At 70.2% G+C, this 24,169-nt stretch carries 19 protein-coding genes and 1 pseudogene; 17 read left to right on the forward strand and 3 right to left on the reverse strand.

The genetic code is table 11. The features are described from left to right. Both ACFU95_RS39260 and lpdA read left to right on the forward strand, forming a co-directional pair. Window positions 1-681, forward strand: a pseudogene (locus ACFU95_RS39260) (hypothetical protein); the annotation flags it as partial. Between the two features lie 176 nt (window positions 682-857). Next, entirely contained in the window at window positions 858-2,270 is a 1,413-nt protein-coding gene (lpdA, locus tag ACFU95_RS39265; protein WP_383838637.1) for a dihydrolipoyl dehydrogenase, read from the forward strand. 4 nt (window positions 2,271-2,274) lie between these two features. Here the strand turns inward: lpdA and ACFU95_RS39270 are convergent, their stop codons facing one another. Beyond that, window positions 2,275-2,976: a CPBP family intramembrane glutamic endopeptidase gene (locus ACFU95_RS39270; RefSeq protein ID WP_383838640.1), complete on the reverse strand. Its 702-nt coding sequence runs from the start codon at window positions 2,974-2,976 to the stop codon at window positions 2,275-2,277. Window positions 2,977-3,184: 208 nt separating this feature from the next. Between ACFU95_RS39270 and ACFU95_RS39275 the strand changes: the two genes are divergently transcribed. The 3 genes from ACFU95_RS39275 to ACFU95_RS39285 all read left to right on the forward strand — a co-directional run bounded on the left by ACFU95_RS39275 (window position 3,185) and on the right by ACFU95_RS39285 (window position 6,805). Beyond that, the gene (locus ACFU95_RS39275) at window positions 3,185-3,961 is read left to right on the forward strand and encodes a class I SAM-dependent methyltransferase (protein WP_383838643.1); all 777 of its coding nucleotides are present in this window, start codon (window positions 3,185-3,187) and stop codon (window positions 3,959-3,961) included. A gap of 164 nt (window positions 3,962-4,125) precedes the next feature. Next, window positions 4,126-6,189 carry a discoidin domain-containing protein gene (locus ACFU95_RS39280; RefSeq protein WP_383838645.1) on the forward strand — a complete coding sequence of 688 codons (2,064 nt, stop codon included), beginning with the start codon at window positions 4,126-4,128 and terminating at the stop codon, window positions 6,187-6,189. 19 nt (window positions 6,190-6,208) lie between these two features. Continuing rightward, window positions 6,209-6,805, forward strand: a complete 597-nt coding sequence (locus ACFU95_RS39285; protein WP_383838648.1) for a TetR/AcrR family transcriptional regulator — start codon at window positions 6,209-6,211, stop codon at window positions 6,803-6,805. A gap of 9 nt (window positions 6,806-6,814) precedes the next feature. Here ACFU95_RS39285 and ACFU95_RS39290 read toward each other — a convergent pair whose 3' ends face one another. Further along, window positions 6,815-7,921, reverse strand: coding sequence for an acyltransferase family protein (locus tag ACFU95_RS39290; RefSeq protein ID WP_383838651.1), 1,107 nt, complete (start codon window positions 7,919-7,921; stop codon window positions 6,815-6,817). Window positions 7,922-8,141: 220 nt separating this feature from the next. On the opposite strand from ACFU95_RS39290, the gene ACFU95_RS39295 reads away from it, so the two are divergent. The 4 genes from ACFU95_RS39295 (at window position 8,142) to ACFU95_RS39310 (ending at window position 12,507) form a co-directional block, all read left to right on the forward strand. Continuing rightward, window positions 8,142-9,116, forward strand: a complete 975-nt coding sequence (locus tag ACFU95_RS39295) for a hypothetical protein (protein ID WP_383838656.1) — start codon at window positions 8,142-8,144, stop codon at window positions 9,114-9,116. A gap of 161 nt (window positions 9,117-9,277) precedes the next feature. Then, entirely contained in the window at window positions 9,278-9,994 is a 717-nt protein-coding gene (locus ACFU95_RS39300; RefSeq protein WP_383838659.1) for a class F sortase, read from the forward strand. Window positions 9,995-10,089: 95 nt separating this feature from the next. After that, entirely contained in the window at window positions 10,090-11,997 is a 1,908-nt protein-coding gene (gene htpG / locus ACFU95_RS39305) for a molecular chaperone HtpG (RefSeq protein ID WP_383838662.1), read from the forward strand. A 99-nt stretch (window positions 11,998-12,096) separates the two neighbouring features. Beyond that, on the forward strand, window positions 12,097-12,507 hold the full coding sequence (locus ACFU95_RS39310) for a VOC family protein (RefSeq protein ID WP_383838665.1): 411 nt from the start codon (window positions 12,097-12,099) through the stop codon (window positions 12,505-12,507). An 18-nt stretch (window positions 12,508-12,525) separates the two neighbouring features. On the opposite strand, the gene ACFU95_RS39315 is transcribed toward ACFU95_RS39310, so the two are convergent. Further along, on the reverse strand, window positions 12,526-13,059 hold the full coding sequence (locus tag ACFU95_RS39315) for a hypothetical protein (protein ID WP_383838668.1): 534 nt from the start codon (window positions 13,057-13,059) through the stop codon (window positions 12,526-12,528). A gap of 222 nt (window positions 13,060-13,281) precedes the next feature. Here ACFU95_RS39315 and ACFU95_RS39320 point away from each other — a divergent pair, with 222 nt between their 5' ends. The 8 genes from ACFU95_RS39320 to ACFU95_RS39355 all read left to right on the forward strand — a co-directional run bounded on the left by ACFU95_RS39320 (window position 13,282) and on the right by ACFU95_RS39355 (window position 24,169). Continuing rightward, window positions 13,282-14,757, forward strand: a complete 1,476-nt coding sequence (locus ACFU95_RS39320) for a Y4yA family PLP-dependent enzyme (protein ID WP_383838671.1) — start codon at window positions 13,282-13,284, stop codon at window positions 14,755-14,757. After that, window positions 14,754-16,073, forward strand: coding sequence for a pyridoxal-phosphate dependent enzyme (locus tag ACFU95_RS39325; protein WP_383838674.1), 1,320 nt, complete (start codon window positions 14,754-14,756; stop codon window positions 16,071-16,073). Before ACFU95_RS39320 ends, ACFU95_RS39325 begins: the two co-directional genes overlap by 4 nt. A 5-nt stretch (window positions 16,074-16,078) precedes the next feature. Further along, window positions 16,079-17,296, forward strand: a complete 1,218-nt coding sequence (locus tag ACFU95_RS39330) for an aminotransferase class V-fold PLP-dependent enzyme (protein WP_383838677.1) — start codon at window positions 16,079-16,081, stop codon at window positions 17,294-17,296. A 94-nt stretch (window positions 17,297-17,390) separates the two neighbouring features. After that, a complete protein-coding gene (locus ACFU95_RS39335) occupies window positions 17,391-18,155 on the forward strand; it encodes a class I SAM-dependent methyltransferase (RefSeq protein ID WP_383838680.1) in 765 nt (254 codons plus the stop codon). Between the two features lie 171 nt (window positions 18,156-18,326). Continuing rightward, a complete protein-coding gene (locus tag ACFU95_RS39340) occupies window positions 18,327-19,454 on the forward strand; it encodes a GNAT family N-acetyltransferase (protein ID WP_383838683.1) in 1,128 nt (375 codons plus the stop codon). A 183-nt stretch (window positions 19,455-19,637) separates the two neighbouring features. Then, complete coding sequence (locus ACFU95_RS39345; RefSeq protein ID WP_383838686.1) at window positions 19,638-20,876, forward strand: DegT/DnrJ/EryC1/StrS family aminotransferase; 1,239 nt, start codon at window positions 19,638-19,640, stop codon at window positions 20,874-20,876. 72 nt (window positions 20,877-20,948) lie between these two features. Continuing rightward, complete coding sequence (polX, locus tag ACFU95_RS39350) at window positions 20,949-22,685, forward strand: DNA polymerase/3'-5' exonuclease PolX (protein WP_383838689.1); 1,737 nt, start codon at window positions 20,949-20,951, stop codon at window positions 22,683-22,685. Between the two features lie 200 nt (window positions 22,686-22,885). Beyond that, window positions 22,886-24,169 carry an ABC transporter substrate-binding protein gene (locus ACFU95_RS39355; RefSeq protein WP_383838692.1) on the forward strand — a complete coding sequence of 428 codons (1,284 nt, stop codon included), beginning with the start codon at window positions 22,886-22,888 and terminating at the stop codon, window positions 24,167-24,169.

Here is a 24,169-nt window from a genome sequence, read left to right on the forward strand (position 1 = left end):
TACTTCCGGGACGAGACGGTGCCGTCCGCCGACCTGGACGAGACGGCGCCCGCCGCCGCCCCGCCCGTCGACGTGGACGGCGTGCCCGTCGCCCCGGAGGGCCGGGCCGCGCGGCGTCGCCAGCGCGCCCGCTGGAAGAAGAACCAGCGCCGGGCCGTGATCGCGACCACCGTCGCCCTGGTCGGCGGCGGTCTGACCGTCTCGGCGATGAACCGGGGAGCCACCGACAAGACCCAGGCGGCCACCGCGCCGGAGAACCCGAAGACGGCGGCCGCGGAGCAGCAGGCGACGGAACTCATCCGCCCGGTGTCCACTCCGCCGGACACCCGCGAGGCCCCGCGCACCGACACCTCGTCCTCCTCCTCGCATGTGTCCCCGACGGACGCCGCGCGGGAGCCCGTCACCACGCCGCGCACCACCCGGCAGTTCACCCGACCGGACGTGGCCGCCACCCCGACTCCCGCGGCGACCGCCGTCCCGCAGGCGCAGACCGTCTCCCCGGCCTCCCAGGGAGCGGACTCCGGCGACAGCGGTGACACGTCGGCGGACCAGCAGCAGACACCGACCCCCGCGGCGACCGACAGCTCCGACTCCGACGCCGCCACCTCACCGACGACCACCGAACCGGAGGCGACGTCGCCCGCATCGCTGTGTGTGCTCAACCTGGTGTGCCTCGGCTGACCGGGCCGGCCCGCTGAACCGGCCGCCGGAGCACACGACCACCTGAGATCACCGTCACCCTCCCGCATCGCCACACGAGATCGTCGATGCGGTCATGCTGGAAGCAGTCCTGCGCCGGTCCCCGGCGCGGACCGGCACCAGCAGAGCGGGACGTCGTACTCAGGAAGGAACTCTCCATGGTCGAGCAGGACGAGCGCTTCGATGTCGTGGTCCTCGGCGCGGGCCCCGGCGGCTACGTCGCGGCGATCCGCGCCGCCCAGCTGGGCAAGCGGGTGGCCGTCGTGGAGGAGAAGTACTGGGGCGGCGTCTGTCTGAACGTGGGCTGCATCCCCAGCAAGGCGCTGCTGCGCAACGCCGAACTGGCGCACATCTTCACGCGCGAGGCGAAGACCTTCGGCATCAAGGTGGACGGGCAGGTCACCTTCGACTTCGGCGAGGCGTTCCGCCGTAGCCGCAAGGTCGCGGACGGCCGGGTCAAGGGCGTCCACTACCTGATGAAGAAGAACAAGATCACCGAGATCGATGGCCGCGGCACGTTCCTCGACCCGCACACCCTCCAGGTGGCGGGCTACGACGGCGAGACCCGCACCATCGGCTTCGAGCAGTGCATCATCGCCACCGGCGCCACGCCCAAGCTGCTGCCCGGCACCCGGCGCAGCGCGCGCGTGGTGACGTTCGAGGAGCAGATCCTCGCCGAGGAACTGCCGCGGTCGATCGTCATCGCGGGGGCCGGCGCGATCGGCGTCGAGTTCGCCTACGTGCTCCACAACTACGGCGTGAAGGTCACCATCGTCGAGTTCCTGGACCGGATGGCACCGCTGGAGGACGCCGAGGTCTCCGCCGAACTCGCCAAGCAGTACCGCAAGTTGGGCATCGACGTGCTGACCTCCACCCGGGTCGACGCCGTCGACGAGTCCGGCGAGCAGGTGCGCGTCACGGTCACCGGCAAGGACGGCGCCCAGCAGGTCCTGGAGGCCGACAAGGTGCTCCAGGCGATCGGCTTCCAGCCGAACATCGAGGGCTACGGCCTGGACAGGACCGGCGTGAGCGTCACCGAACGCGGCGCGATCGACGTCGACGGCCGGTGCCGTACGTCCGTCCCGCACATCTTCGCCATCGGCGACGTCACCGCGAAGCTGATGCTCGCGCACGCCGCCGAGGCGATGGGCGTCATCGCCGCCGAGACCATCGCGGACGCCGAGACGATGGAGCTGGACTATGTGATGATCCCGCGGGCCACCTACTGCCAGCCGCAGATCGCCAGCTTCGGCTACACCGAGGCGCAGGCCCGCGAGCTCGGCCACGACGTCAAGGTGGCCAAGTTCCCCTTCACCGCGAACGGCAAGTCGCACGGCCTCGGCGACGCGACCGGCTTCGTGAAGCTGATCAGCGACGCCAGGTACGGCGAACTGCTCGGCGGCCACCTCATCGGCCCCGACGTCACCGAGCTGCTGCCCGAACTGACCCTGGCCCAGCAGTGGGACCTGACCGTGCACGAGGTCGCCCGCAACGTCCACGCGCACCCCACCCTCGGCGAGGCGGTCAAGGAAGCGGTGCACGGCCTCGCCGGGCACATGATCAACTTCTGACCGTTCAGCCGTCGAGCCACCAGCGGGCGGCCGCCCAGGCGAAGGCGTAACCGAGGCTGTTCACCGCCCAGTGCAGGGCCATGGGCGGCAGCAGGCTGCCGGAGCGGCGGCGCAGCTCGCACAGGACGACCCCGGCGACGGCCGTGGCGGCGATCGCCGCGGCCACCGTCGGGGCCACGCCGGCCGGGCCGTCCCCGAACACCGAGGCGACGGCGGCGTTGGAGCGGTTGACGCCCCGGGAGGGCATCAGATGCCACAGCCCGAACAGCAGCGACGACACGGCGGTGGCCCACGCCGTGCCGCGCCGCCGCCGGATCATGGCCCACAGCACGCCACGGAAGGCCGTCTCCTCCAGCAGCACGGTCCCCAAGGGCACCCGCACCAGCGTCACCCACAACAGCCGCCCCACGGACAGGTCCGCCGCCCTGGCGTCCCGGAACGCCTCGCGCCCGGCCGGAACGGCCAGGAGCAGCACCAGCACCAGCAGGACGACCCCGGCCAGGACGGGCGCCCAGCGCAGCCCCTTGCGCACCGCCGCCGCGTCGAGCCCCAGGCCGGCCGGGGTGAGCCCGTCCCAGCGGGCGATCAGCAGCAGCACCGCCGTCGCACTCACGCAGACGGCCACGTACAGGGCGGGGCCCCGCGCGAGCCAGTTGTTCAGCAGGTTCGCGGCGGCGAGAACGGCGACAGCGCATACGATCGGCATCCGGCTTCCAGGATCCCCCGTCGCGGTCCTGCCGGCGGCCCTCGGGCGCGTTCGGCGAGGCTCAGCCATGGCACACGGCGCTCCTCACCCGTACGGCCGACACACCTCGCCCCGCACGGCCTTCTGACATCACCCGCCCGCACCTGTGGCGCCGCGCCGCCCCGTTGAGCATCCTCGGTGGTACCGCGTCCCCAGGGAGGCCCCACCCATGCCCGCCAAGAACCTCACCGCCAACCGCGCGGCCCTCGGCCATCGCGTCGCCTACGCCCTGCGCCACCCCGACCGTGTGCCCCGTCACCTGGCCCGCACCGCACGGGACATGTGGCTGCGCCGCCGTCACCCGGACCATGTCTCCTACTACCGTGCCGTGATGCGCTCAGACACCCGCGCCGACCCGGACGCGGCGGTGGGCAGTCACAACCGGGAGCGGTGGCTGGCGCTCGGGGCGATGCAGTTCGACTACCTGCTCGGCCACGGCCTGCGCCCCGAGCACCGGATGCTGGAGATCGGCTGCGGCAACCTGCGCGGCGGCTGGCGGTTCATCCGGCACCTCGACCCCGGTCACTACTACGGCATCGACATCTCGCCCGACATCCTGTTCGCCGCGCAGGACACCCTCGTGGCCATGGAGCTGCAGCAGCGACTCCCCACGCTGACCCCGGTGCGCGACCTGAGGCTGCGGTTCCTGCCCGACGCCCACTTCGACGTGGTGCACGCGCACAGTGTCTTCTCGCACTCGCCGCTGCCGGTCATCGAGGAGTGCCTGGCCAACGTCGGCCGGGTGCTCGCCCCCGGAGGCTGGTTCGACTTCACCTTCGACCGCACCGAGGGACAGGAACACCATGTCCTGCGCGAGGACTTCTACTACCGCACACAGACCCTGGTGGCGCTGGCCGGGAAGCACGGCCTGCGGGCCCGGTTCATGGAGGACTGGGAAAAGCTCCCGCACGGCCAGTCCAAGATCCGGGTCACCCACGCGGTGTGAACCGACGGCCCGTCAGAAGTTCAACCATTTCCGGTCAGTGGCCCGCAGTAGGTCATCTGTCCCGGACTCTTGACTCGTCAAGCGGTAGTGGCCATCCTCGTCGCACGTATTGCGAGGTCATGACAATCCGACCCCGCCTTCCCGCCGACCGAGGGACGTGGGCTGTGACCAGTGCCGGACGCCCGTACCGTAGACGCAAACACGTCACCGTGGTGTCGCTCCTCCTGCTCGTGCTGTCCGTCGCGCTCGGCCCCACGCCGAGCTCGGCGGCCGCCACCGACTGGTGGAACCCGACCGCACGGCCCGCGCCGGATTCTCAGGTCAACGTCACCGGGGAGCCCTTCACCGGCACCAACGCCAAGGGCGAGGTGCGCGGCTTCGTGGACGCGCACGACCACATCTTCTCCAACGAGGCCTTCGGCGGCCGCCTGATCTGCGGAAAGCCGTTCTCCGAGCAGGGCGTCGCGGACGCCCTGAAGGACTGCCCCGAGCACTACCCCGACGGCTCGCTGGCGATCTTCGACTTCATCACCAATGGCGGCGACGGCAAGCACGACCCGAACGGCTGGCCCACCTTCAAGGACTGGCCCGCACACAACTCGCTGACCCACCAGCAGAACTACTACGCCTGGGTCGAGCGGGCCTGGCGCGGCGGTCAGCGCGTGCTGGTCAACGACCTCGTCACCAACGGCGTGATCTGCTCCGTGTACTTCTTCAAGGACCGCAGCTGCGACGAGATGACGTCCATCCGGCTCCAGGCCAAGCTGACCTACGACATGCAGGCCTTCGTCGACAAGATGTACGGCGGCACCGGAAAGGGCTGGTTCCGGATCGTCACCGACAGCGCGCAGGCCCGCGAGGTCGTCGAGCAGGGCAAGCTGGCGGTCATCCTCGGCGTCGAGACCTCCGAACCCTTCGGCTGCAAGCAGATCCTCGACATCGCGCAGTGCAGCAAGGCCGACATCGACAAGGGGCTCGACGAACTCCACGCCCTCGGCGTGCGCAGCATGTTCCTGTGCCACAAGTTCGACAACGCCCTGTGCGGGGTCCGCTTCGACTCGGGCTCGCTCGGAACGGCCATCAACGTCGGGCAGTTCCTGTCGACCGGCACCTACTGGAAGACCGAGAAGTGCACGGGCCCGCAGCACGACAACCCCATCGGCAACGCGACGGCGGCCGCCGCCGAGGCGAAGCTCCCGGCCGGCGAGGAGGTCCCCTCGTACAGCGCTGACGCCCAGTGCAACGTCCGAGGGCTCACCGATCTCGGCGAGTACGCCGTCCGCGGCATGATGAAACGCAAGATGATGCTGGAGATCGACCACATGAGCGTCAAGGCCACCGGCCGGGTGCTCGACATCTTCGAGTCCGCGTCCTACCCCGGCGTGCTCTCCTCGCACAGCTGGATGGACCTGGACTGGACCGAACGGGTCTACGGCCTCGGCGGCTTCGTCGCCCAGTACATGCACGGCTCCGAGGGCTTCATCGCGGAGGCGAAGCGCACCGAGGCCCTGCGCGACAAGTACGGCGTGGGCTACGGCTACGGCACCGACATGAACGGCGTCGGCGGCTGGCCCGGACCGCGCGGAGCGGACGCCCCGAACAAGGTGACGTACCCCTTCAAGAGCGTCGACGGCGGCTCCGTCATCGACCGGCAGACCACCGGCGAGCGCACCTGGGACCTGAACACCGACGGCGCCGCCCACTACGGCCTCGTACCGGACTGGATCGAGGACATCCGCCGCGTCGGCGGCCAGGACGTGGTCGACGATCTCTTCCGGGGCGCCGAGTCCTACCTCGACACCTGGGCGGCCTCCGAGAACCACGCGGCCGGGGTGAACCTCGCGAGTGGCGCGGCCACGTCCGCGAGCTCCTCGGAGTGGAGCCTGTTCACCAGCTACCAGCCGCACCGCGCCGTCGACGGCGACAGAGGCACCCGCTGGGCCAGCGACTGGAGCGACGACCAGTGGTACCAGGTCGACCTCGGCTCCACGCAGCTCGTCAGGCGGGTCACCCTCGACTGGGAGCGCGCGTACGGCAAGTCGTACCGCATCGAGCTCTCCAGCGACGGAGCGAACTGGCGGACCGCCTGGTCCACCACAGCCGGTGACGGCGGCCTGGACACAGCCAGGTTCACCGGCGCACCGGCCAGATACGTACGCGTCCACGGGCTGGAACGCGGCACCGACTGGGGCTACTCCCTCCACGAGGTCGGCGTCCACAGCAGCTGACACCCACGAGAGGGGTTCCATGGCACGGTTGCCGTCCGCCGAGCGGCGGCGACAGCTCACCGAAGCGGCGATCAGGGCGATGAGCCGGGACGGCGTCCCCAGGACGACGACCCGGTCCATCGCCGCCGAGGCAGGCGTTTCGCTGAGTGTCTTCCACTACTGCTTCGACTCCAAGCAGGAGCTGATCGAGTCCGTCATCACCACCCTCACCGACCACTCCGTGACGGTGGTGAAGGAGGCCATCCGGCCCAGAGCCACCCTCGAGGGGACCGTCCGGGCCGGCTTCCAGGCGTACTGGGACCACGTCCGCGCCCACCCGGACGAGCACATGCTCACCTACGAGCTGACCCAGTACGCCCTGCGCCAGCCCGGCTTCGAGCATCTGGCACGCCGCCAGTACGAGCTGTACGCCGAGACGTACGCCGAGCTCATCGAGCAGCTGCGGCAGGCCATGGGCCTTGGGCTGCGCGTCCCCGTCCCCGTCCTGGCCCGCTACCTGGCCGCCATGACCGACGGCCTGACCCTCAACTACCTCGTCCTCGGCGACGACGCGGCCTGGACCGCCATCCTCGACACGGTCACCGCGCACGTCGCCGGGCTGGCGGAAGAGACCTGACGCGGGCAGTCACCCCCGTACGGCGGCCCGATCGCCTGCCGCCCGCGCCGCGTCCCGCCGGAAGAGCCACCGCATGTCCGGTTCCACCACGAAGCGCAGCACCCGCCGGACGGGCGGGGTGCACAGCAGCGTCACGACCACGGCCGCAACGGCGGTGACGACGAGCGCGCCGAGCGGCCGGTGGATCCAGGCAGGGTCGTACCAGCCGAAGTACTTGGAACTCTGGGCGACGAATCCGTGCAGCAGATAGCCGTACAGCGTGCCGGTCCCCAGCACGGTGCACCACAGCCGCCGGCCGGGCACCCAGGAGAGGAAGCAGGCCACCAGGACCAGCGAGCAGGCGAACAGGACCGGTGTCATCACGGCCCCGTACCACGCGGGCGCGCCCAGCTCCTCGGCGCTGTCCCGGTGGTAGAACCAGCTGCCGGTCATCCGGGGCACCGCCCAGTACGCCACCACGAACGCGCCCGCGAAGACGGGCACGGCCGCGATCCGCACCGCGCGGCGCCGGACCATCCGGAAGTGCTCCGGCTTCAGGGACAGCCCCAGCACGAAGTACGGCAGGAACTGAAGGGCGCGCTGGAGATCGAGGTCGTTGCCGATGGACGGCGACAGGGTGGCCAGCGTCGCCACGGCGAGGGCCAGGGGCAGCGGCAGGCGCACCCGCTGCCACAGCGGTGTGGTCAGCCGCCACAGGAACAGCGCCGCCAGGAACCACGTCAGATACAGCGGGTCCAGCAGGCTGATCGGGCGGTCCGGTTCCTGGTCGGTCCACCTGGTGAACAGGGTGTACGCCGTCTCGAAGACGACGTACGGCACGACGAGGCCGGTCAGTAGCCGTTTGAGCTGTTCCGGGCGGCCCTCGAAGCCGCGGGAGAAGTAGCCGGAGACCACGATGAACGCCGGCATGTGGAAGGCGTACACGAGCATGTACAGCGCGTCGACGGTCCGGCTGCCGTCCCGCAGCGGTTCCCACGCATGGCCGATCGCCACCAACACGATCGCCGCGTACTTGACGTTGTCGAAGAAGGCGTCCCGCTCCTTCGAAAGCGCAGGTGGCGGCCTTGTGGCGGGAGCGGGAGGGGTGTCCACCGCTGTGACGCTGTGCTTCGGCATCCCACGCGTCTCACCACTTGTGGACGAGGCAAACCTCTTCGACGGGACACGGCTTCTCGCAGGCCGGGGGCCCGGTCGTAGGCCGTCGGGGTGGAGCCGTAACCCGTGTGATCGCCCCGGATGGTGCGACCGGGAGGAATCACTGACGGTGGATCACGTCAGGCCTGGCTCCAGTGGTGATGAAGCGTCAGCCGCCCAGGCCGTGACGGAAGGACTCACTATGCGCTCTGTCCGCATGCTGCTCGCCACCGCGACGGCCACGGCCGCTCTGGCGATCACGCCCGCAGCCTACGCCATGACGACGGGTGACTGGGACCACGAGGACTCGTCCCACAGCAAGGACAAGGAGGACTCGTCGCACAGCAAGGACCACGAGGACTCCTCCTACAGCAAGGACCACGAGGACTCCTCCTACAGCAAGGACAAGGAGGACTCCTACAGCGAGGACCACGACAAGTCCTACAGCAAGGACCACGGCAAGGAGAGCAAGCACGACGGGCCCAAGGGCGGTGTGCACACGGGCGGCGGCGCGCTGACTCTCCCGAGCGACGAGGACGACTGGAGTGGCTCCAAGGACGAGGAGCACGGCAAGGAGAGCAAGGACAAGGAGAGCAAGGACAAGGGCGACTACGACAAGGACGGGTACGACAAGGAGAGCAAGCACGAGAAGCCCAAGGGCGGTGTGCACACGGGCGGTGGCGCGCTGACTCTCCTGAACGACGACGACTGGAGCGGCTCCAAGGACGAGGAGCACGGCAAGGAGAGCAAGGACAAGGACGAGTACGGCAAGGACGAGTACGACAAGGGCGACTACGACAAGGACGGGTACGACAAGGAGAGCAAGCACGAGAAGCCCAAGGGCGGTGTGCACACGGGCGGTGGCGCGCTGGCTCTCGTGAACAACGATGACGACTGGGGCGGCGACAAGGACCCGAAGCACGACCCGGACAGCTACCGCAACAAGGACGAGGGCAAGGAGTCCTGGGGCGGCGACCACGACAAGGGCTCGTGGAAGGAAGACGACCACGACTCCTGGGGCGGTGGTGACCACGACGGGCCGCGCGGCGGGATGCACACGGGCGGTGGCGGTCTCGCCACACCGGGTGTCACCGGTGGCGGGCTGGCCATGCTGGGTGTCGCCGGCGCCGGCTGGTACGCGATGCGTCGCAGGAAGGCCGGCGGAGCCGCGGCCTGACCCGTGCCCTCCCTCATAGCGGCCGTGGCCGCCGCACGTGCGCCGCGCGTCGCGGCGGCCCGGTTCGTCCTCCCCGTTCTCCCTGTTCCACCCGTTTTCCCTGTTCCAACCGTTTTCCCCATCGCTGTGTTCGCCGCTGTACCCGAGTGAGGTGGTGCCCGATGGCCGCCGGCTGTCCCTCGTCCCCCGACAACGACCAGACCCATGCCGACGCCGTTTCCTCGCCCGCACGGCGGATAAGGCGTGTAGTGGCGGGCCTGCTCTGGAGTGCGGTCGCCGCCGTGTTTCTGGTGGTGGCGCTGCCCGAAGGCCATGACGAGGCACCCGACGGCCGCGGGGCGCCGTACGCCGCTTCGGACAAGGAGTCGCCCGTTCCGCGAGCGAACAAGCCCTCCTCGTCCGCCTCGCGGCCCGTGGGCAAGCATCTGAAGCGGTCCAGGCCGATCCGGCTGCTCATCCCCAAGATCTCGGTGAACGCACCCTTCACCGACCTCGCCATCGGCCGCTCGGGCCAGCTCCAGCCCCCGCCGGCCCACGACACCAACCTCGTCGGCTGGTACGCCAAGGGGGCGTCCCCCGGTGAGACGGGCACGTCGATCATCGCCGGACACGTCGACACGAAGACATCCGCCGCGGTCTTCGCGAACCTGCGTGAGCTGGAGAAAGGGGACCGCTTCCAGGTGGAGCGGGCCGACGGACGCAAGGCGTCCTTCGTGGTCGACAGCACGGAGACCTTCGACAAGGACAGCTTCCCCAGCGCGCGCGTGTACCGCGACACCCCCCGGGCCCAGGTCCGGCTGATCACCTGCGCGGGGGACTACGACCGGCAGGTCAAGGACTACACCGCGAACCTGGTGGTCTTCGCCCACCTCGCCTGAACCGCCGCGTTCCGGATCGCGGCACACCGCGCTGACCTCGTGTCCTACAGTGACTGCGACCAGTTCCGGTGACTGATGTGAGGTAGTCGCGAACCATGCCGACCGAGACGTTTGAGTTCCAGGTAGAGGCCCGTCAGCTGCTCCAGCTGATGATCCACTCGGTCTACTCGAACAAGGAGGTCTTCCTGCGGGAGCTCGTCTCCAACGCCTCCGACGCGCTCGACAAGCTGCGTCTGGAGAAGCTGCGGGACGACTCCCTCGACGCCGACGCGTCAGACCTGCATATCGAGATCGACATCGACAAGGAGGCCCGCACCCTCACCGTGCGGGACAACGGCATCGGGATGTCGTACGAGGAGGTCGGGCAGCTCATCGGCACCATCGCCAACTCGGGCACCGCCACCTTCCTGAAGGAACTGCGGGAGGCCCAGGACGGGGCCGGCGAGGCGGGCGCCGAGGGGCTCATCGGCCAGTTCGGCGTCGGTTTCTACTCCGGTTTCATGGCGGCGGACGAGATGACCCTGGTGACCCGGCGGGCCGGCGAGAGCCAGGGCACCCGCTGGACGTCGCGCGGTGAGGCCACGTACACGCTGGAGACGGTCGCCGACGCGCCGCAGGGCACGTCCGTCACGCTCCACCTCAAGCCCGCCGACCCCGAGAACCAGCTCCACGACTACACCTCGCCCTGGACGATCAGGGAGATCGTCAAGCGGTACTCGGACTTCATCACCTGGCCGATCCGGATGGTCCCGGAAGCGGCCGACGGGGAGACCGCACCCGAGCCCGAGACGCTGAACTCGATGAAGGCCCTGTGGGCGCGTTCGCGCGACGAGGTGTCCGACGACGAGTACCACGAGCTGTACAAGCACATCAGCCACGACTGGCGCGAGCCGCTGGAGACGATCCGGCTCCAGGCCGAGGGCACCTTCGAGTACCAGGCCCTGCTCTTCGTCCCCGCGCACGCCCCGCACGACCTGTTCACGCGGGACTTCAAGCGCGGCGTCCAGCTCTATGTGAAGCGCGTCTTCATCATGGACGACTGTGAGGCGCTGCTGCCGCCGTACCTCCGCTTCGTCAAGGGCGTCGTCGACGCGGCCGACCTCTCGCTCAACGTCTCCCGCGAGATCCTCCAGCAGGACCGGCACATCCGGATGATGCAGCGCCGGCTGACGAAGAAGGTGCTGTCCACGGTCAAGGACTTCATGGCCAAGGACGCCGACCGCTACGCCACCTTCTGGCGGGAGTTCGGCACGGTCCTGAAGGAGGGCCTGCTCACCGACACCGAGAACCGGGACGCCATCCTCGCCGTCTCGTCGTTCGCGACCACGCACGCCGACGACGAGCCGACCACGCTCCCGCAGTACCTGGAGCGGATGCCGGACGGCCAGGACGACATCTACTACATCACCGGCGAGTCCCGGCAGAGCATCGAGAACTCCCCGCACATGGAGGCGTTCCGGGCCAAGGGCATCGAGGTCCTGCTGCTCACCGACGCCGTCGACGAGGTGTGGGTCGACGCCGTCGGCGAGTACGAGGGCAAGAAGCTGCGGTCCATCGCCAAGGGCGAGATCGACCTGGACGTCAAGGGGGACGAGAAGGCCGACGAGGAGCGGGAGAAGCAGGCCGAGGAGTACGCCGGTCTGCTCGGCTGGATGCGGGAGCGGCTGGACGAGGACATCAAGGAGGTGCGCCTCTCGGCCCGGCTCACCGTCTCGCCCGCCTGTGTCGTCTCCGACGCGCACGACCTGACCCCGGCCCTGGAGAACATGTACCGGGCGATGGGGCAGGAGGTGCCGAGCACCAAGCGGATCCTGGAGCTCAACCCCGGCCACCCGCTGGTGAAGGGCCTCAACCGGGCGTACGAGGAGCGCGAGGACCGCACCGAGCTCGTCGAGTCCGCCGAACTGCTCCACACGTTGGCGGTGCTCGCCGAGGGCGGTCAGCCGAAGGACCCGGCGCGGTTCGTGAAGCTCGTGGCGGACCGGCTGGAGCGCACCTTGTAGGGGGCGCTGTGGGCCATGTGGTCGTGTGCGCGGGCCGTTGTCAGTGGCCCGCGCTACCTTCCTTGAAGTCGGCCCTGTGGCCCTATTCCTGGAGGATTCATGGCCTCGCGTCTCAACCCCTACATCACTTTCGCCGGTGACGCCCGGCAGGCGATGGAGTTCTACAAGGAAGTCTTCGGCGGCACCCTGGTGCTCAACACCTACGGCGAGTTCGGCCAGAAGGGCACGCCCATGGAGGACAAGATCATGCACGGCATGCTCGAGTCCTCCGGCGGTCTGACCCTGATGGGTGCCGACACCCCGTCGGACGACCACCGGCCCGGCAACAACATCTCCGTGAGCCTGAGTGGCGACGACGACGCCGAACTGCGCGGCTACTGGGACAAGCTGTCCGCCGGCGCCTCGGTGACCGTGCCGCTGGAGAAGCAGATGTGGGGCGACGTGTTCGGTATGTGTACGGACCGCTTCGGCATCACCTGGATGGTCAACATCGCCGGGCAGGCCGGCTGAGCGCCGACGGCCGCCGCGTCACCGGCCCGGCAGCAACTCGCTCAGGGCGTCGAGGAGCCGGTCGAGCGCCGGTTCCTCGACGGAGCGGTCCGTCATGACCGTCCGGCCGTCGAACCGGAGCGTGTACTGGAACAGGTCCGCCGCCTCCATGTTCCTCGTGAAGTCGGAGACATCGTCCAGCGCGGGATCGCCGAGCAGGGTCCGCAACCCGGTGAACTGGGCCGCGCTGGCGCGGCGGACGGCGCGTTCCCCCTTGTCGTCGGTGTGCACGGTGCCGTCGCCGCGCAGGGTCACCTCCTGGCGCACGTCGGCGAAACCGCCGGTGACCTCCATCGTCACCAGCACCTGATCCGCTCCGGTGACGGGGACCGGCGAGGGACCGGTGGAGGCCGAGGACCGAGGGGTAGAGGGAGAGGCCGACGGGGAGACGGCCGTCGAGGCGCTGACCGCCCCGTCCGTCGGGTCCGCCGAGCCCGCGCCGCCCTCAAAACCGCAGCCGATCAGCCCCAGCGTCCCGGCCACGAGCACCACCGCCACGCACCTGCCGAACACAGCGCCCCCTTCCGGTCGATCGCGTCAACTGGACTGTCCCTACCACGGAACGGGATGTTCCGGCCCCCGACGGGTTCCGGCCGTCTGTTGACCTGATCGCCCATGGGGGGAACTACAGGGCGTAAAGCACCAGGGGTAAGGGAAGGGAGCTATACGGCATACCGCGGGGAGTGGTCGTCAGCGCCCGGAGTGTCGGGCCCGAAGCGCTGGGGAGGGCCGGGCATGGGCGGGCAGCCCCTGTATCTCGAACCGCGGCTGGAATCGCGGCTGCGCTCGTTGCTGGACTCGCCGGACCTGCTGCACACGCTCGCCGACGCTCTCGGGTCTCCGCTGCACCTGGTCGTCCCCGACCAACTCGCCGACAACCTCCAGCAGTTCCGCTCCGTGTACGGCGCCCACCATCTCTCCGGCCAGGTGTTCTACGCGCACAAGGCCAACCGGTCCAGCGCCCTGCTGCGGCGGCTCGCCGCCACGGACGCCGGCGTGGACGTCGCCTCCCTGGGGGAGCTGCAACACGCGCTCGGCGCCGGCTTCACCCCTGACCGGATCATGGCGACCGGGCCGAAGAACCCGGAATTCCTGTGGCTGGCGGCCCGCACGTCGGTCACCGTCAGCCTCGACACGCGAGGCGAACTGGAGCAACTCGCCACGCTGGTACGCAAACACGCGCTGCCCAGGGCCCGCGTGCTGCTGCGGTTGTCGGGGTTCGAGGCGTCCGGCGTACGGGTGCTCAGCCGGCGCAGCCGATTCGGCACCGACGTAAGGGAGTCGGCCCCCCTCCTGGAGTCCGTCGAGCGGTACGGCGACGTGGTCGACCTGGTCGGCGTGGCATACCACCTGGACACGACGAGCCTCACCGAGAAGGCCACGGCGCTGGAGGGCTGTCTGCGGGTGCTGGAGGAGTGCCGGAGCCGTGGCCTCAGGCCCCGGGCCGTGGACATCGGCGGCGGGTTCGGCGTCGACTACCTCGCCGACGGCGGGCAATGGGAGCGGTACACCACCGGGCTCACCGAGGCCGTGCTGGGCACCCGCCCACCGCTGACGTACGGCGGCCACGGCTACGGGCTGCGCAACGAAGCCGGCACCCTGCGCGGCACGCTCGGCCTGTACCCCGCGCACCGTCCGGTGGCGGGCGCCCGCTACCTCGGCGAACTGCTCGCGCACCCGGCCGCGTCGCTGGGCGGCAGCCCGTTGGCCGCCCTGCTCCTCGACCACCTCTACGACCTGCACACCGAACCCGGCCGAGCCCTGCTCGACCAGTGCGGACTCACCCTCACGAAGGTGCTGGAGGTACGCGAGCAGGAGACCGGCCCCCTCCTGGTACGGCTGGCGGCGAAGGCCGACGACGTGGCCCTGGAGGACCACGGGGTGCTCATGGACCCCGTCGTCGTCCCACGCGACCGGGCCGGGCACGGGACGGGTGCCGCCGCCGAACCGGTCGGCGTGCACCTCTTCGGCAGCCTCTGCCTGGAGTCCGACCTGGTCACGCGCCGCACGGTCTTCCTGCCCCGCCGCCCCGCACCGGGCGACCTGTTGGCCTTCGCCAACACGGCCGGCTACTGCATGGACTTCCACGCCACCCGTGCCCAGCACCAGCCCGCCGCGCGCAAGGTCGCCGCCTGGCAGGAGGGCGACATCTGGCGCTGGTGCCTGGACGACCAGTACTGGCCGACCACACCCGTGGGGGGAGCGCAGTGAGGTACGACAGCATCACCGAGGCCATCGGCAACACACCGCTGGTGCGCATCGACCCGGCCGTGCACGGCCTCAGAAACATCGACCTGTACGCCAAGCTGGAGCTGCTCAACCCCTTCGGATCGGTCAAGGACCGGGCCGCCTGGAACATGGCGCGTCCGCATCTGGCCGCCGCGGCCGGGGAAGGCGGCCAGGTCGTCGAACTGTCGAGCGGCAACACCGCCAAGGCGCTGGCCGTCCTGGCGGGCATGCACGGCATGACCTTCAAGAGCGTCACCAACCGGATGCGCATCCCGGAGATCAAGGACCTGCTGCTGTTGCTCGGCGCGGAGATCGAGGAGCTGCCCGGCCAGAGCGAGTGCCTGGACCCGACCGCCACCGACGACCCGCTGACCCTGTTCCACCGCACCCTCTCCGACCCCGACAGCACCTTCGTCCACACCGACCAGTACTTCAACCCGCGCAACACCGAGGCCCACTTCACCGGCACCGGCCCGGAGATCGTCAAGGACCTGGACGGCCGGGCCCCGGACTGGTTCATCGCCTGCGTGGGCACCGCGGGCTCCTCCACCGGCGTCGCCCGCGCCCTGCGCGAGCACGACCCCGCCGTCCGGGTGGCCGGCCTGGTCGCGGCCAAGTCCGACTTCATCCCCGGCATCCGCACCATCGACGAGGCGCACGAGGTGGGCCTGTTCGACCCCGGCACCTACGACACCATCGAGGCGGTCGGCGCCGACGAGGCGATCGAGGGGATGCTCACCCTCAACCGCCGCTGCGGCATCCTGGCCGGACCCACCGGAGGCGCCGCCTACTTCGGCGCGGTACGCCGACTACGCGCCGCTGACGCGGAGTTGACGGAGCGGCAGTCGGCGGTCTTCATCGTCTGCGACCGCGTCGAGAGCTACCTGAGCTACGTCCGTCAGCGGCGCCCCGACCTCTTCGGCCGCCCGCGCCGCAGGAACTCCCCGGCCGACCTGTCGGCCGCCGAGATCCGCACGGCACCGGCCATCGGCGTCGCCGACGCCCGGACGTGGATCGCCACCGGTGAACCGCTCGTCGTCGACCTGCGCGGCCCCTACGCCTTCGCCGCCCTGCACATCGACGGCTCGGTCAACATCGTCGACGAGCTCTTCGAGGAACTCCTCCACGGCGGACTGCCGTTCAGCCGCAGCCGCCCCGTCCTGCTGGCCTGCCCGGTCGGCGAGAAGTCCGCCCGCCACGCCGCCCTGCTGACCCGGATGGGACACCCGGACGTCCGCAGTCTGACCGGCGGCATCATCGCCTGGCGTGACGCGGGCGCCCCTCTCGTACGGGAGTGACGCCGATGACCATACCCAGGACCGACGCCCAAGGGGCGCCCGCTGTCGCGGAGTTGGGGGAGTGGCAGCGCGCCCTGCGCGCCCAGTTCCCGATCATCACCGCACACCCGGAACTGGCCTATCTGGACAGCGCGGCCACCGCGCAGAAACCACAGGCCGTGCTCGACGCCGTCCACGCCTACCTGACCACGACCAACGCCAACGCCGGCCGGGGCACCTACCCCTGGGCCAACCGGACCACGGAGCTGGTCGAGCGGGCCCGCGACCGGGTGAAGCGGTTCCTCGACGACCCCGCTCCCGAGCGCTCGACCGTGCACTTCACGAGCGGCACCACCGAGGGCCTGCGCACGGTCGCCCGCGACTGGCTGCCCGGGCTCCTCGCCGACGGGGACGAGATCGTCGTCCCGGTCGCCGACCATGAGGCCAATATCGCGCCCTGGCTGGAGACCCGGCAGCACCTGGCACGGCAGGGCGTCCACATCCGGGTGCGGCCGATGCCGTACCAGCGGGCGTCCGGCGACTACGACCACGTCGCGCTCGCGGAACTGGCGGGCCCGCGAACCCGTTTCGTCGCCGTCAGTCACGTCCACCACGTGTACGGCGGCGACATGAACATCCACCGCATCCGCCGTGCGGTCGGCCCGGACACGGTCATCTGCCTCGACGCCGCCCAGAGCGTCGGCCATCTGCCCGTGTCCGTGGCCGATCCGGACGTCGACTTCCTCGTCTTCTCCGGGCACAAGGCCATGGCCCTGCCCGGCACGGGAGCCGTATGGGCGCGCCAGGCACGCGGACCGGGATTCACGCCGGGCGGCTGGTCGGGCACCCCCAACACCGTCGGCATCGCCTCCCTCGCCGCCGCCCTGGACTGGCTGGACGCCGCCGGCACCGACCGGATCGAGCGGTGGACGGTCGCGCTGGCGGCCCGGTTCACCGAGGGCCTGCGCCACCTCGACGCCTACGAGATCCTCGGCTGCCAGAGCAGCCTGGCCGCCGGCTCCTCGGTGCAGCGGCGCCAGGGCATCGTCACCTTCCGTCACCACGGCATCGACTCCGGAGACCTCGGTTTCATCCTCTTCAGCCACGGCTTCATGATCCGCTCCGACCAGCACTGCCAGGGCAGCGCGGGGGAGCGGACCGGCTCGGTGCGGGTCAGTCTGCACGTCCACAACACCGCCGAGGAGGTCGACCGGCTGCTGACCGTGCTTGCCACGCTCGGGTGACGTACCGCCATTAGGGGTAATGGGAACCGTTTCCACCTGTAGGGTCTGGCGCACACGGTGCGGACAGGTACGGAACGGCGAGGTGTACGACGGAATGGGGCTGAGCCTGGCGACGGCGGAGCGATGGGTGGAGCGCTGGGAGCGCCAGCAACAGCGGTACGCCGTGGACCGCGAGGAGCGCTTCACCGTGATCGCCGATGTGGTGGAGCAGGCCGTGGCGGGCGTCCCGGGCCGGCCGTCGGTCGTGGACCTCGGCTGCGGTCCAGGCTCGCTGGCGGCCCGACTCGCCCGCCGGATGCCGTACGCCGACATCGTGGCCGTGGACATGGACCCGCTGCTGCTGGAGCTGGCCCGCACCCACCACGCGGACGCGGCCCGCTATGTCGACGTGACGATCGGCGCGCGGGGCTGGACCCACGCCCTGTGCCTCGACCGCCCGCTGGACGCGGCCGTGTCGACGACGGCACTGCACTACCTCGACCCGGACGCCCTGCGCCGCGTCTACCGGCAGCTCGCCGGCCTGCTGCGACCCGGGGGCGTCCTCGTCAACGGTGACCACTTCCCGCACGACGACACCGTGCTCGCCGGACTCGCCGGGTGCGTCGGCCGCCGTCACGCCGAACGCGGACAGGCCCTGGCGCACGAGGACTGGGCCTCCTGGTGGGCGGCCGTCGCCGAGGACCCGGAGCTGACCGACCTCCTCACGGAACGCCGCCGCAGGCAGCCCCGCGCCGCGGTCGACAGCGCGGTGCGCCTGTCGGTGTCCGTGCACGAACGGCTCCTGCGGCAGGCGGGGTTCAGGCACGTCGGTGCCGTCTGGCAGTACGGCGACAGCCATGTGGTCGTCGCCGTCCGCTGACCGCCCGAGGCGCCCGCGTCACCAAGCGCAGCTAAAGGATTCATCATCCGCCTTGACAGTGTGCGTGCTGTTTCGCGACGTTTGAGCTCGCCACAAAGTTCGACATGGGGGAAACAGTGGTGAGGCGCCCGAAAAAGCGTCTCTTGGGGGACTCTGGGGGGAGCGGTCGCCATGCGATCCACGCACGCCATCACCATTCACAGACCCGAGGAGCTGACCGAGTCGCTGCGCCGGGCATGGCACCGGGCGATGGACGAGTCGCCCGGCTACGCCAACCCCTTTCTGGCGCCGGAGTTCGCGATCGGGGTCGGCAGGTACCGCCGTGGGGCGCAGGTGGCGGTCCTGCACGAGAACGGGGAGGCCGTCGGCTTCCTCCCGTACGAGCGGGGCCCGTTCGGTGTCGGCCGGGCCATCGGCCTGGGCCTCTCCGACTGCCAGGCCCTGGTGCACCGGCCCGGCGTCACCTGGGACCCCCGGGAGCTGCTGCGGGCCTGCGGACTGTCCGTCTTCGAGTTCGATCACCTCGTCGAGGAGCAGAAGCCCTTCGGCCCGTACGTCACGGGGACGTTCGCCTCTCCCGTACTCGATCTGAAGCCCGGCGAGGGCGGTTATGCCGAGTGGCTGCGCGCCGCCTACCCCGGGCAGGCCAAGACGACACTGAAGAAGGAGCGCCGCCTCGGCCGGGACGTGGGCGAGGTGCGGTTCGTGTACGACGAGCGCGATCCGCGCATGCTGCGCACCCTCATGCGCTGGAAGTCCGCCCAGTACCGCAGGACGGGGCGGATGGACCGGTTCTCCAAGCCGTGGATCGTCGACCTGGTGGACCACCTCTTCCAGGTCCGCGAGGAGCACTTCACCGGCATCCTGTCCGTGGTGTACGCCGGTGACCGGCCGGTCGCCGCGCACTTCGGGCCGAGGTCGCGCACGGTGTTCGCGGCCTGGTTCACCGCGTACGACCCCGAGTTCGGCTACTACTCGCCCGGACTGATGATGCATTTACGGATGGCCGACGCCGCAGGCCGCGACGGCGTGTCGCTCATGGACATGGGGCGCGGCGAGAAGGAGTACAAGGACTGGCTCAAGACCCGCGAGTTGCGGGTCGCCGAAGGGTTCGCGATACGCCCGCACCCCGTGGCGGCGGCACACCGGCTGTGGCGCAGACCCGTGCGCGGCCTGCGGAACACCGTCCTGGCCCACCCCAGACTGCGGGAGCCCGCCGACCGGCTGCTGAAGACCGTCGGCACCCTGCGCACCTCGGGCCCGGCCCCCTCGGGAGAAGCGGGAGTCCGCGCCCGCTGAGCGGGCCGGGTCCCGTCCGCCCTCTCCGCCCTTCGCGTGCGGTCTGCGTCGTTCCTCCACGGCCCCGCGCGGTCTCCCCGTACCCGCACCACACCCCGCACGGCGGCCCCGGTCGACGCGCGTGAGCGCGCACCGCCCGCCCCGGGCGTCCCTTCGTCGGACCCTTCCACGGAAGAGGTGACCATGCCGTACGGATCGCGGCTCGCCGCGATGATGACACGGCGCATCGGACGCGAATGCGTCTACACGCCCTCGGCCCGACTCGCCCTGTACCTGGCGCTGCGGCGCTGGTGCCGGCCGGGCGCACGGGTGCTGATGTCCCCGGTGAACGACGACGTGATCCTCTTCGTCGTCCTCGCCGCCGGACTGCGCCCCGTCCAAGCCCCCGTGTCCCAGTGGGACGGCAACATCGATCCGGCCGCCGTACCGGAGTCCACCTGGCGCAACGTGGACGCCGTCCTGACCACGAACCTGTACGGCATGCCGGACCGGGTCGTCGAACTGCGCCGCCGCTGCGACGAGTTGGGGATCCCCCTGATCGAGGACGCGGCGCACGCCATCGGCACGCATGTGGACGGGCAGCCCATCGGGACCTTCGGGACGGCGGCGGCGTTCAGCCTGTCCAAGCACGTGGCGGGGATGGCCGGCGGCTTCCTCGTCGTCCAGGACTCGCGCACCCGGCGGGAGCTTGAACTCCTGCGCGACGACCTGCTGACCCCACGGCGCCTGCGTGACGATCTGTCGACCACGCTGCGCCCGCTCGCCCGGTCCGCCGTGCGCACCCTCCACCTCGTGCGTCCCGTGTGGCGCACGATGCAGCGCCTACGGCTCCTGGAACGCGACGAGTTCCGCATGGCCCTGCACGCCCCCCGCCTCGCCGGCAGCGCCCGCCACGCGCCGAGCCTGGCCGCGTACGAGCCCTGGGTGCGGGTCGACCTGCACGGCTTCCGCTCCCGCCACGGGGCCCTGGTCCGGGGGCAGTTGGAGCTGCGGATGGCGCTCCTCGACGGCGATCTCGCCCGCCGCCGGGCCGGCGTCTCGCTGCTGTCGGGCACGGACTGGGCGAGCCCGGCCCTGCACGCCCGGGCGACCCACGACGGCCCGCCGTCCCTCTTCCGGGTTCCGCTCCTGGTCCACGACCGCGACGCCCTGCTGGAACGCCTCGTCGACCACGGGGTGGTCGCCGGATACGTCTACGACCCGCCGCTCGACGACTACGCGGGCGCCGAGTTCGTCGAACCGTCCCCCGACCCCACGGCCGCCCGCTGGTTCGCCACCCACGCCCTGCCGGCCGACCCCCTTCTGGCCCGCAGGATCGCGGGCGCCCTGACGAAGGAACGGGCGACGACGGCACACCCTCCGGTCCCGGCGACCCCCGTGTTCGACACCGCGCCGACACCGCCCACGCCCCTGGGCCAGTAGCGGGAACGGGTGGCTCGCCCGACCGGGTTCCGGCAGCGAGCCGCCCGGCACCACCTTGCCTACCCTGGAGGTGTGGCCCGGTCCAACGACGAGGTCGCCGCGCTGCTCCAGGAGTACGCGGATCTGATCTCCATCACCGGAGGAGACGCGTTCAGGACGCGTACCTACGAGAAGGCCGCCCGGTCGATCGGCGGCCATCACGCCGACGTGTCCACGCTCGACGTCAAGGGGCTTCAGGAGATCCCCAACGTCGGCAAGTCGACCGCCCGCAAAATCATCGAGTACTTCACCACCGGCAAGGTGTCCGCCATCGAGGAACTGCGGGCGAAGATCCCGGCCGGGGTCCGGCAGCTGACGGCCATCCCCACGCTCGGCCCGAAGAAGGCCCTGGTCATCTACCAGGAACTGGGCATCTCCACGACCCAGGAACTCACGGACGCCATCCACGAGGAGCGGCTGCGCGACCTGAAGGGCTTCGGGCCGAAGACGGAGGAGAACATCCTGCACGGCATCGGCCTGCTGCAGTCCGCCGGCGACCGGGTCCTGATCGACGCCGCCATGAGCCTCGCCGAGGACATCGTCGGCGAGATGTCGCAGGTGACGGGCTGTGAACGCTGCTCCTACGCCGGTTCGCTGCGCCGCGTCCGCGAGACGATCGGCGACATCGACATCCTCGTCGCGGCGAAGAGGCCACAGCCGGTCATGCGGGCCTTCACCGCGCTGCCGTACGTCTCGGAGGTCATCGCGCACGGCGAGAAGAAGACCTCGGTCCGCACCAGCGAGGGCCTCCAGGTCGACCTGCGCGTCGTCCCGCCGGACTCCTGGGGCGCGGCGATGCAGTACTTCACCGGCTCCAAGGCGCACAACATCCGCACCCGGGAGATGGCCGTCCATCAGAAGCTCAAGCTCTCCGAGTACGGCCTCTTCGACACCGAGACCGGCAAGAAGATCGTCTCCGAGACCGAGGAGGACGTGTACGCCCGGCTCGGCCTGCCCTGGATCCCGCCCACCCTGCGCGAGGACCGGGGCGAGATCGAGGCCGGGCTGCGCGGCGAGCTGCCCGACCTGGTGCGGGAGAAGGACATCCGCGGCGATCTGCACACCCACACCGACCTCACCGACGGGCTCGCCCCCTTGGAGGAGATGGTCGCCGCGGCCGCCGGGCGCGGCTACGCCTACTACGCCGTCACCGACCACGGCCCGGACATGGCCATGCAGCGGATGACCGACGAACGGATCCTGGCCCAGCGCGCCCGCGTCCGTGAGCTCGACGGGGAGTACGGCAGGCGCGGCACACGCGCCGGCCTGCGCGTCCTGCACGGCGCCGAGCTGAACATCGGGCCCGACGGCGACGTGGACTGGCCGGCGGAGTTCCTCGCCGGCTTCGACCTGTGCGTGGCCTCGGTGCACTCGCACTTCAACCAGGAGCGCGAGGCACTGACCAGGCGGCTCGTGCGGGCCTGCGAGAACCCGCACGTCCACATCATCGGCCACCCCACCACCCGCCTCCTCGGCAAGCGCCCCGGCATCGACGTCGACCTCGACGCGGTCTTCGCCGCCTGCGCCCGCACCGGTACCGCGCTGGAGATCAACTCCCATCCCGACCGGCTCGACCTGCGCGACGAGGACATCCTGCGGGCCAGGCGGCACGGCGTGAAGTTCGCCGTCGACAGCGACGCCCACGCCGTCACCCACCTGGCCAACCTGCGCTACGGCGTCGGCACGGCACAGCGCGGCTGGCTCACCAGGGACGACGTGATCAACACCTGGCCGCTGACCAGGCTGCGGCGCTTCCTGGACCAGGGCTGACGGCCCTGGCGCGGTGTTCCCGACGGTGCCGGGCCGGCCGGCTCCGGCTCGTGTGTGAGTGGTGCAGGTTGAAACTCGTGAGAAACAAGGGCTTGTAGCGCGATTTAACGAGGGTTAGTTTAACCGTCACTCGAAGCCGGGCCCGGGCTCCCGAGGGCTGTTCCCTGCGTGTTCGCCCGTTTTCACCGAGGAGTAGTGCCATGTCAGTTGACAAGCTTCAGGTGTCCCGCCGGGGTTTCCTCGGCCTGGGACTCGCGGCCGGCGTCGTGACGCTCACCGCGTGCGGTTCCGGCAGCGGAAGTTCGAGCGGCCCCCTGGTCATGACCGTCTGGGGCGGCGACGCCGACCGCAAGACGTACCAGAAGCGCATAGACCTGCTGGTGAAGAAGTACCCGGAGCTCAAGGTCAAGCTCCAGCTGATACCCAGCGACGCGTACGCACAGAAGGTGCAGACCATGATCGCGGGCGGCGGCGGCCCGGACATCATGCAGGTCGCCGAGAGCGTCAACACCTACTCCAGCAAGAACCAGCTCCTGCCCCTCGACGACCTGGCCGAGAAGGCCGGCCTCGACACCGGGAAGCGGTTCGGTCCCGTCGGCTCCATCTACACGTACGAGGACAAGCTGTACGCGATCCCGGACCGCTCCGGCGCGATCACCGTGTACTACAACAAGGACCTGTACGAGAAGAAGGGCATCAAGGCGCCCACCGCCGAGTGGACCTGGGACGACACGCTCGACGCCTTCAAGGAGCTCACCGTCCCCGGCAAGCAGTGGGGCTACACCGGCGCCGAGTGGTTCCCGCAGTGGTGGAGCCTCGCGTACCAGAACGGCGGCACCATCATCGACGCGAACGGCCGCCCCGCCGTCGACAGCGACGAGGTCGTCGAGGCACTCCAGTGGGCCGGCGACCTGGTCTTCAAGCACAAGGTGGCGCCGAGCAAGGCCGACTACGCCGACATGGGCTCAGAGGTCGGCGGCGACCAGGCCTTCCCGATGCAGAAGTGCGCCACCCACGCCAACGGCTTCTGGGTCACCGCCGGCCTGACGGACGCCAAGTTCGCGTGGGACATCGCGCCGATCTGGCGCGGCAAGAAGCAGGCCGTGTCGGCGTTCGGCAGCGGTCTCGCCATCTCCCGCACCAGCAAGCAGCGCGACAACGCCTTCAAGGCGATCGACTTCCTCACCTCGGACGCGGCGCAGCGGCAGATCATCGACGACGGCGAGGACGTACCGGCCAGCCTCGCGGTGCAGCAGAGCGAAGCGTTCCTCAAGCCCGCGTGGATGAAGTCGGACGTCAACATGGGCGCGTTCGCCGAGTCCAGCGGCTTCATCTTCCGCGCCCCGTTCATCCCCGAGTGGAACGAGATGACGTCGGCCATCGACTCCGGCCTCGCGAATTTCTGGCTCGGCAAGGAGAGCGCCAAGGAGGCGCTGACCGCCCTGCAGAAGGACCTCGAGTCCATCATCAAGTCCGCGGGATGA

It is taken from the genome of Streptomyces sp. NPDC057623 (genome assembly GCF_042800355.1).
Classification (GTDB): Bacteria; Actinomycetota; Actinomycetes; order Streptomycetales; family Streptomycetaceae; genus Streptomyces.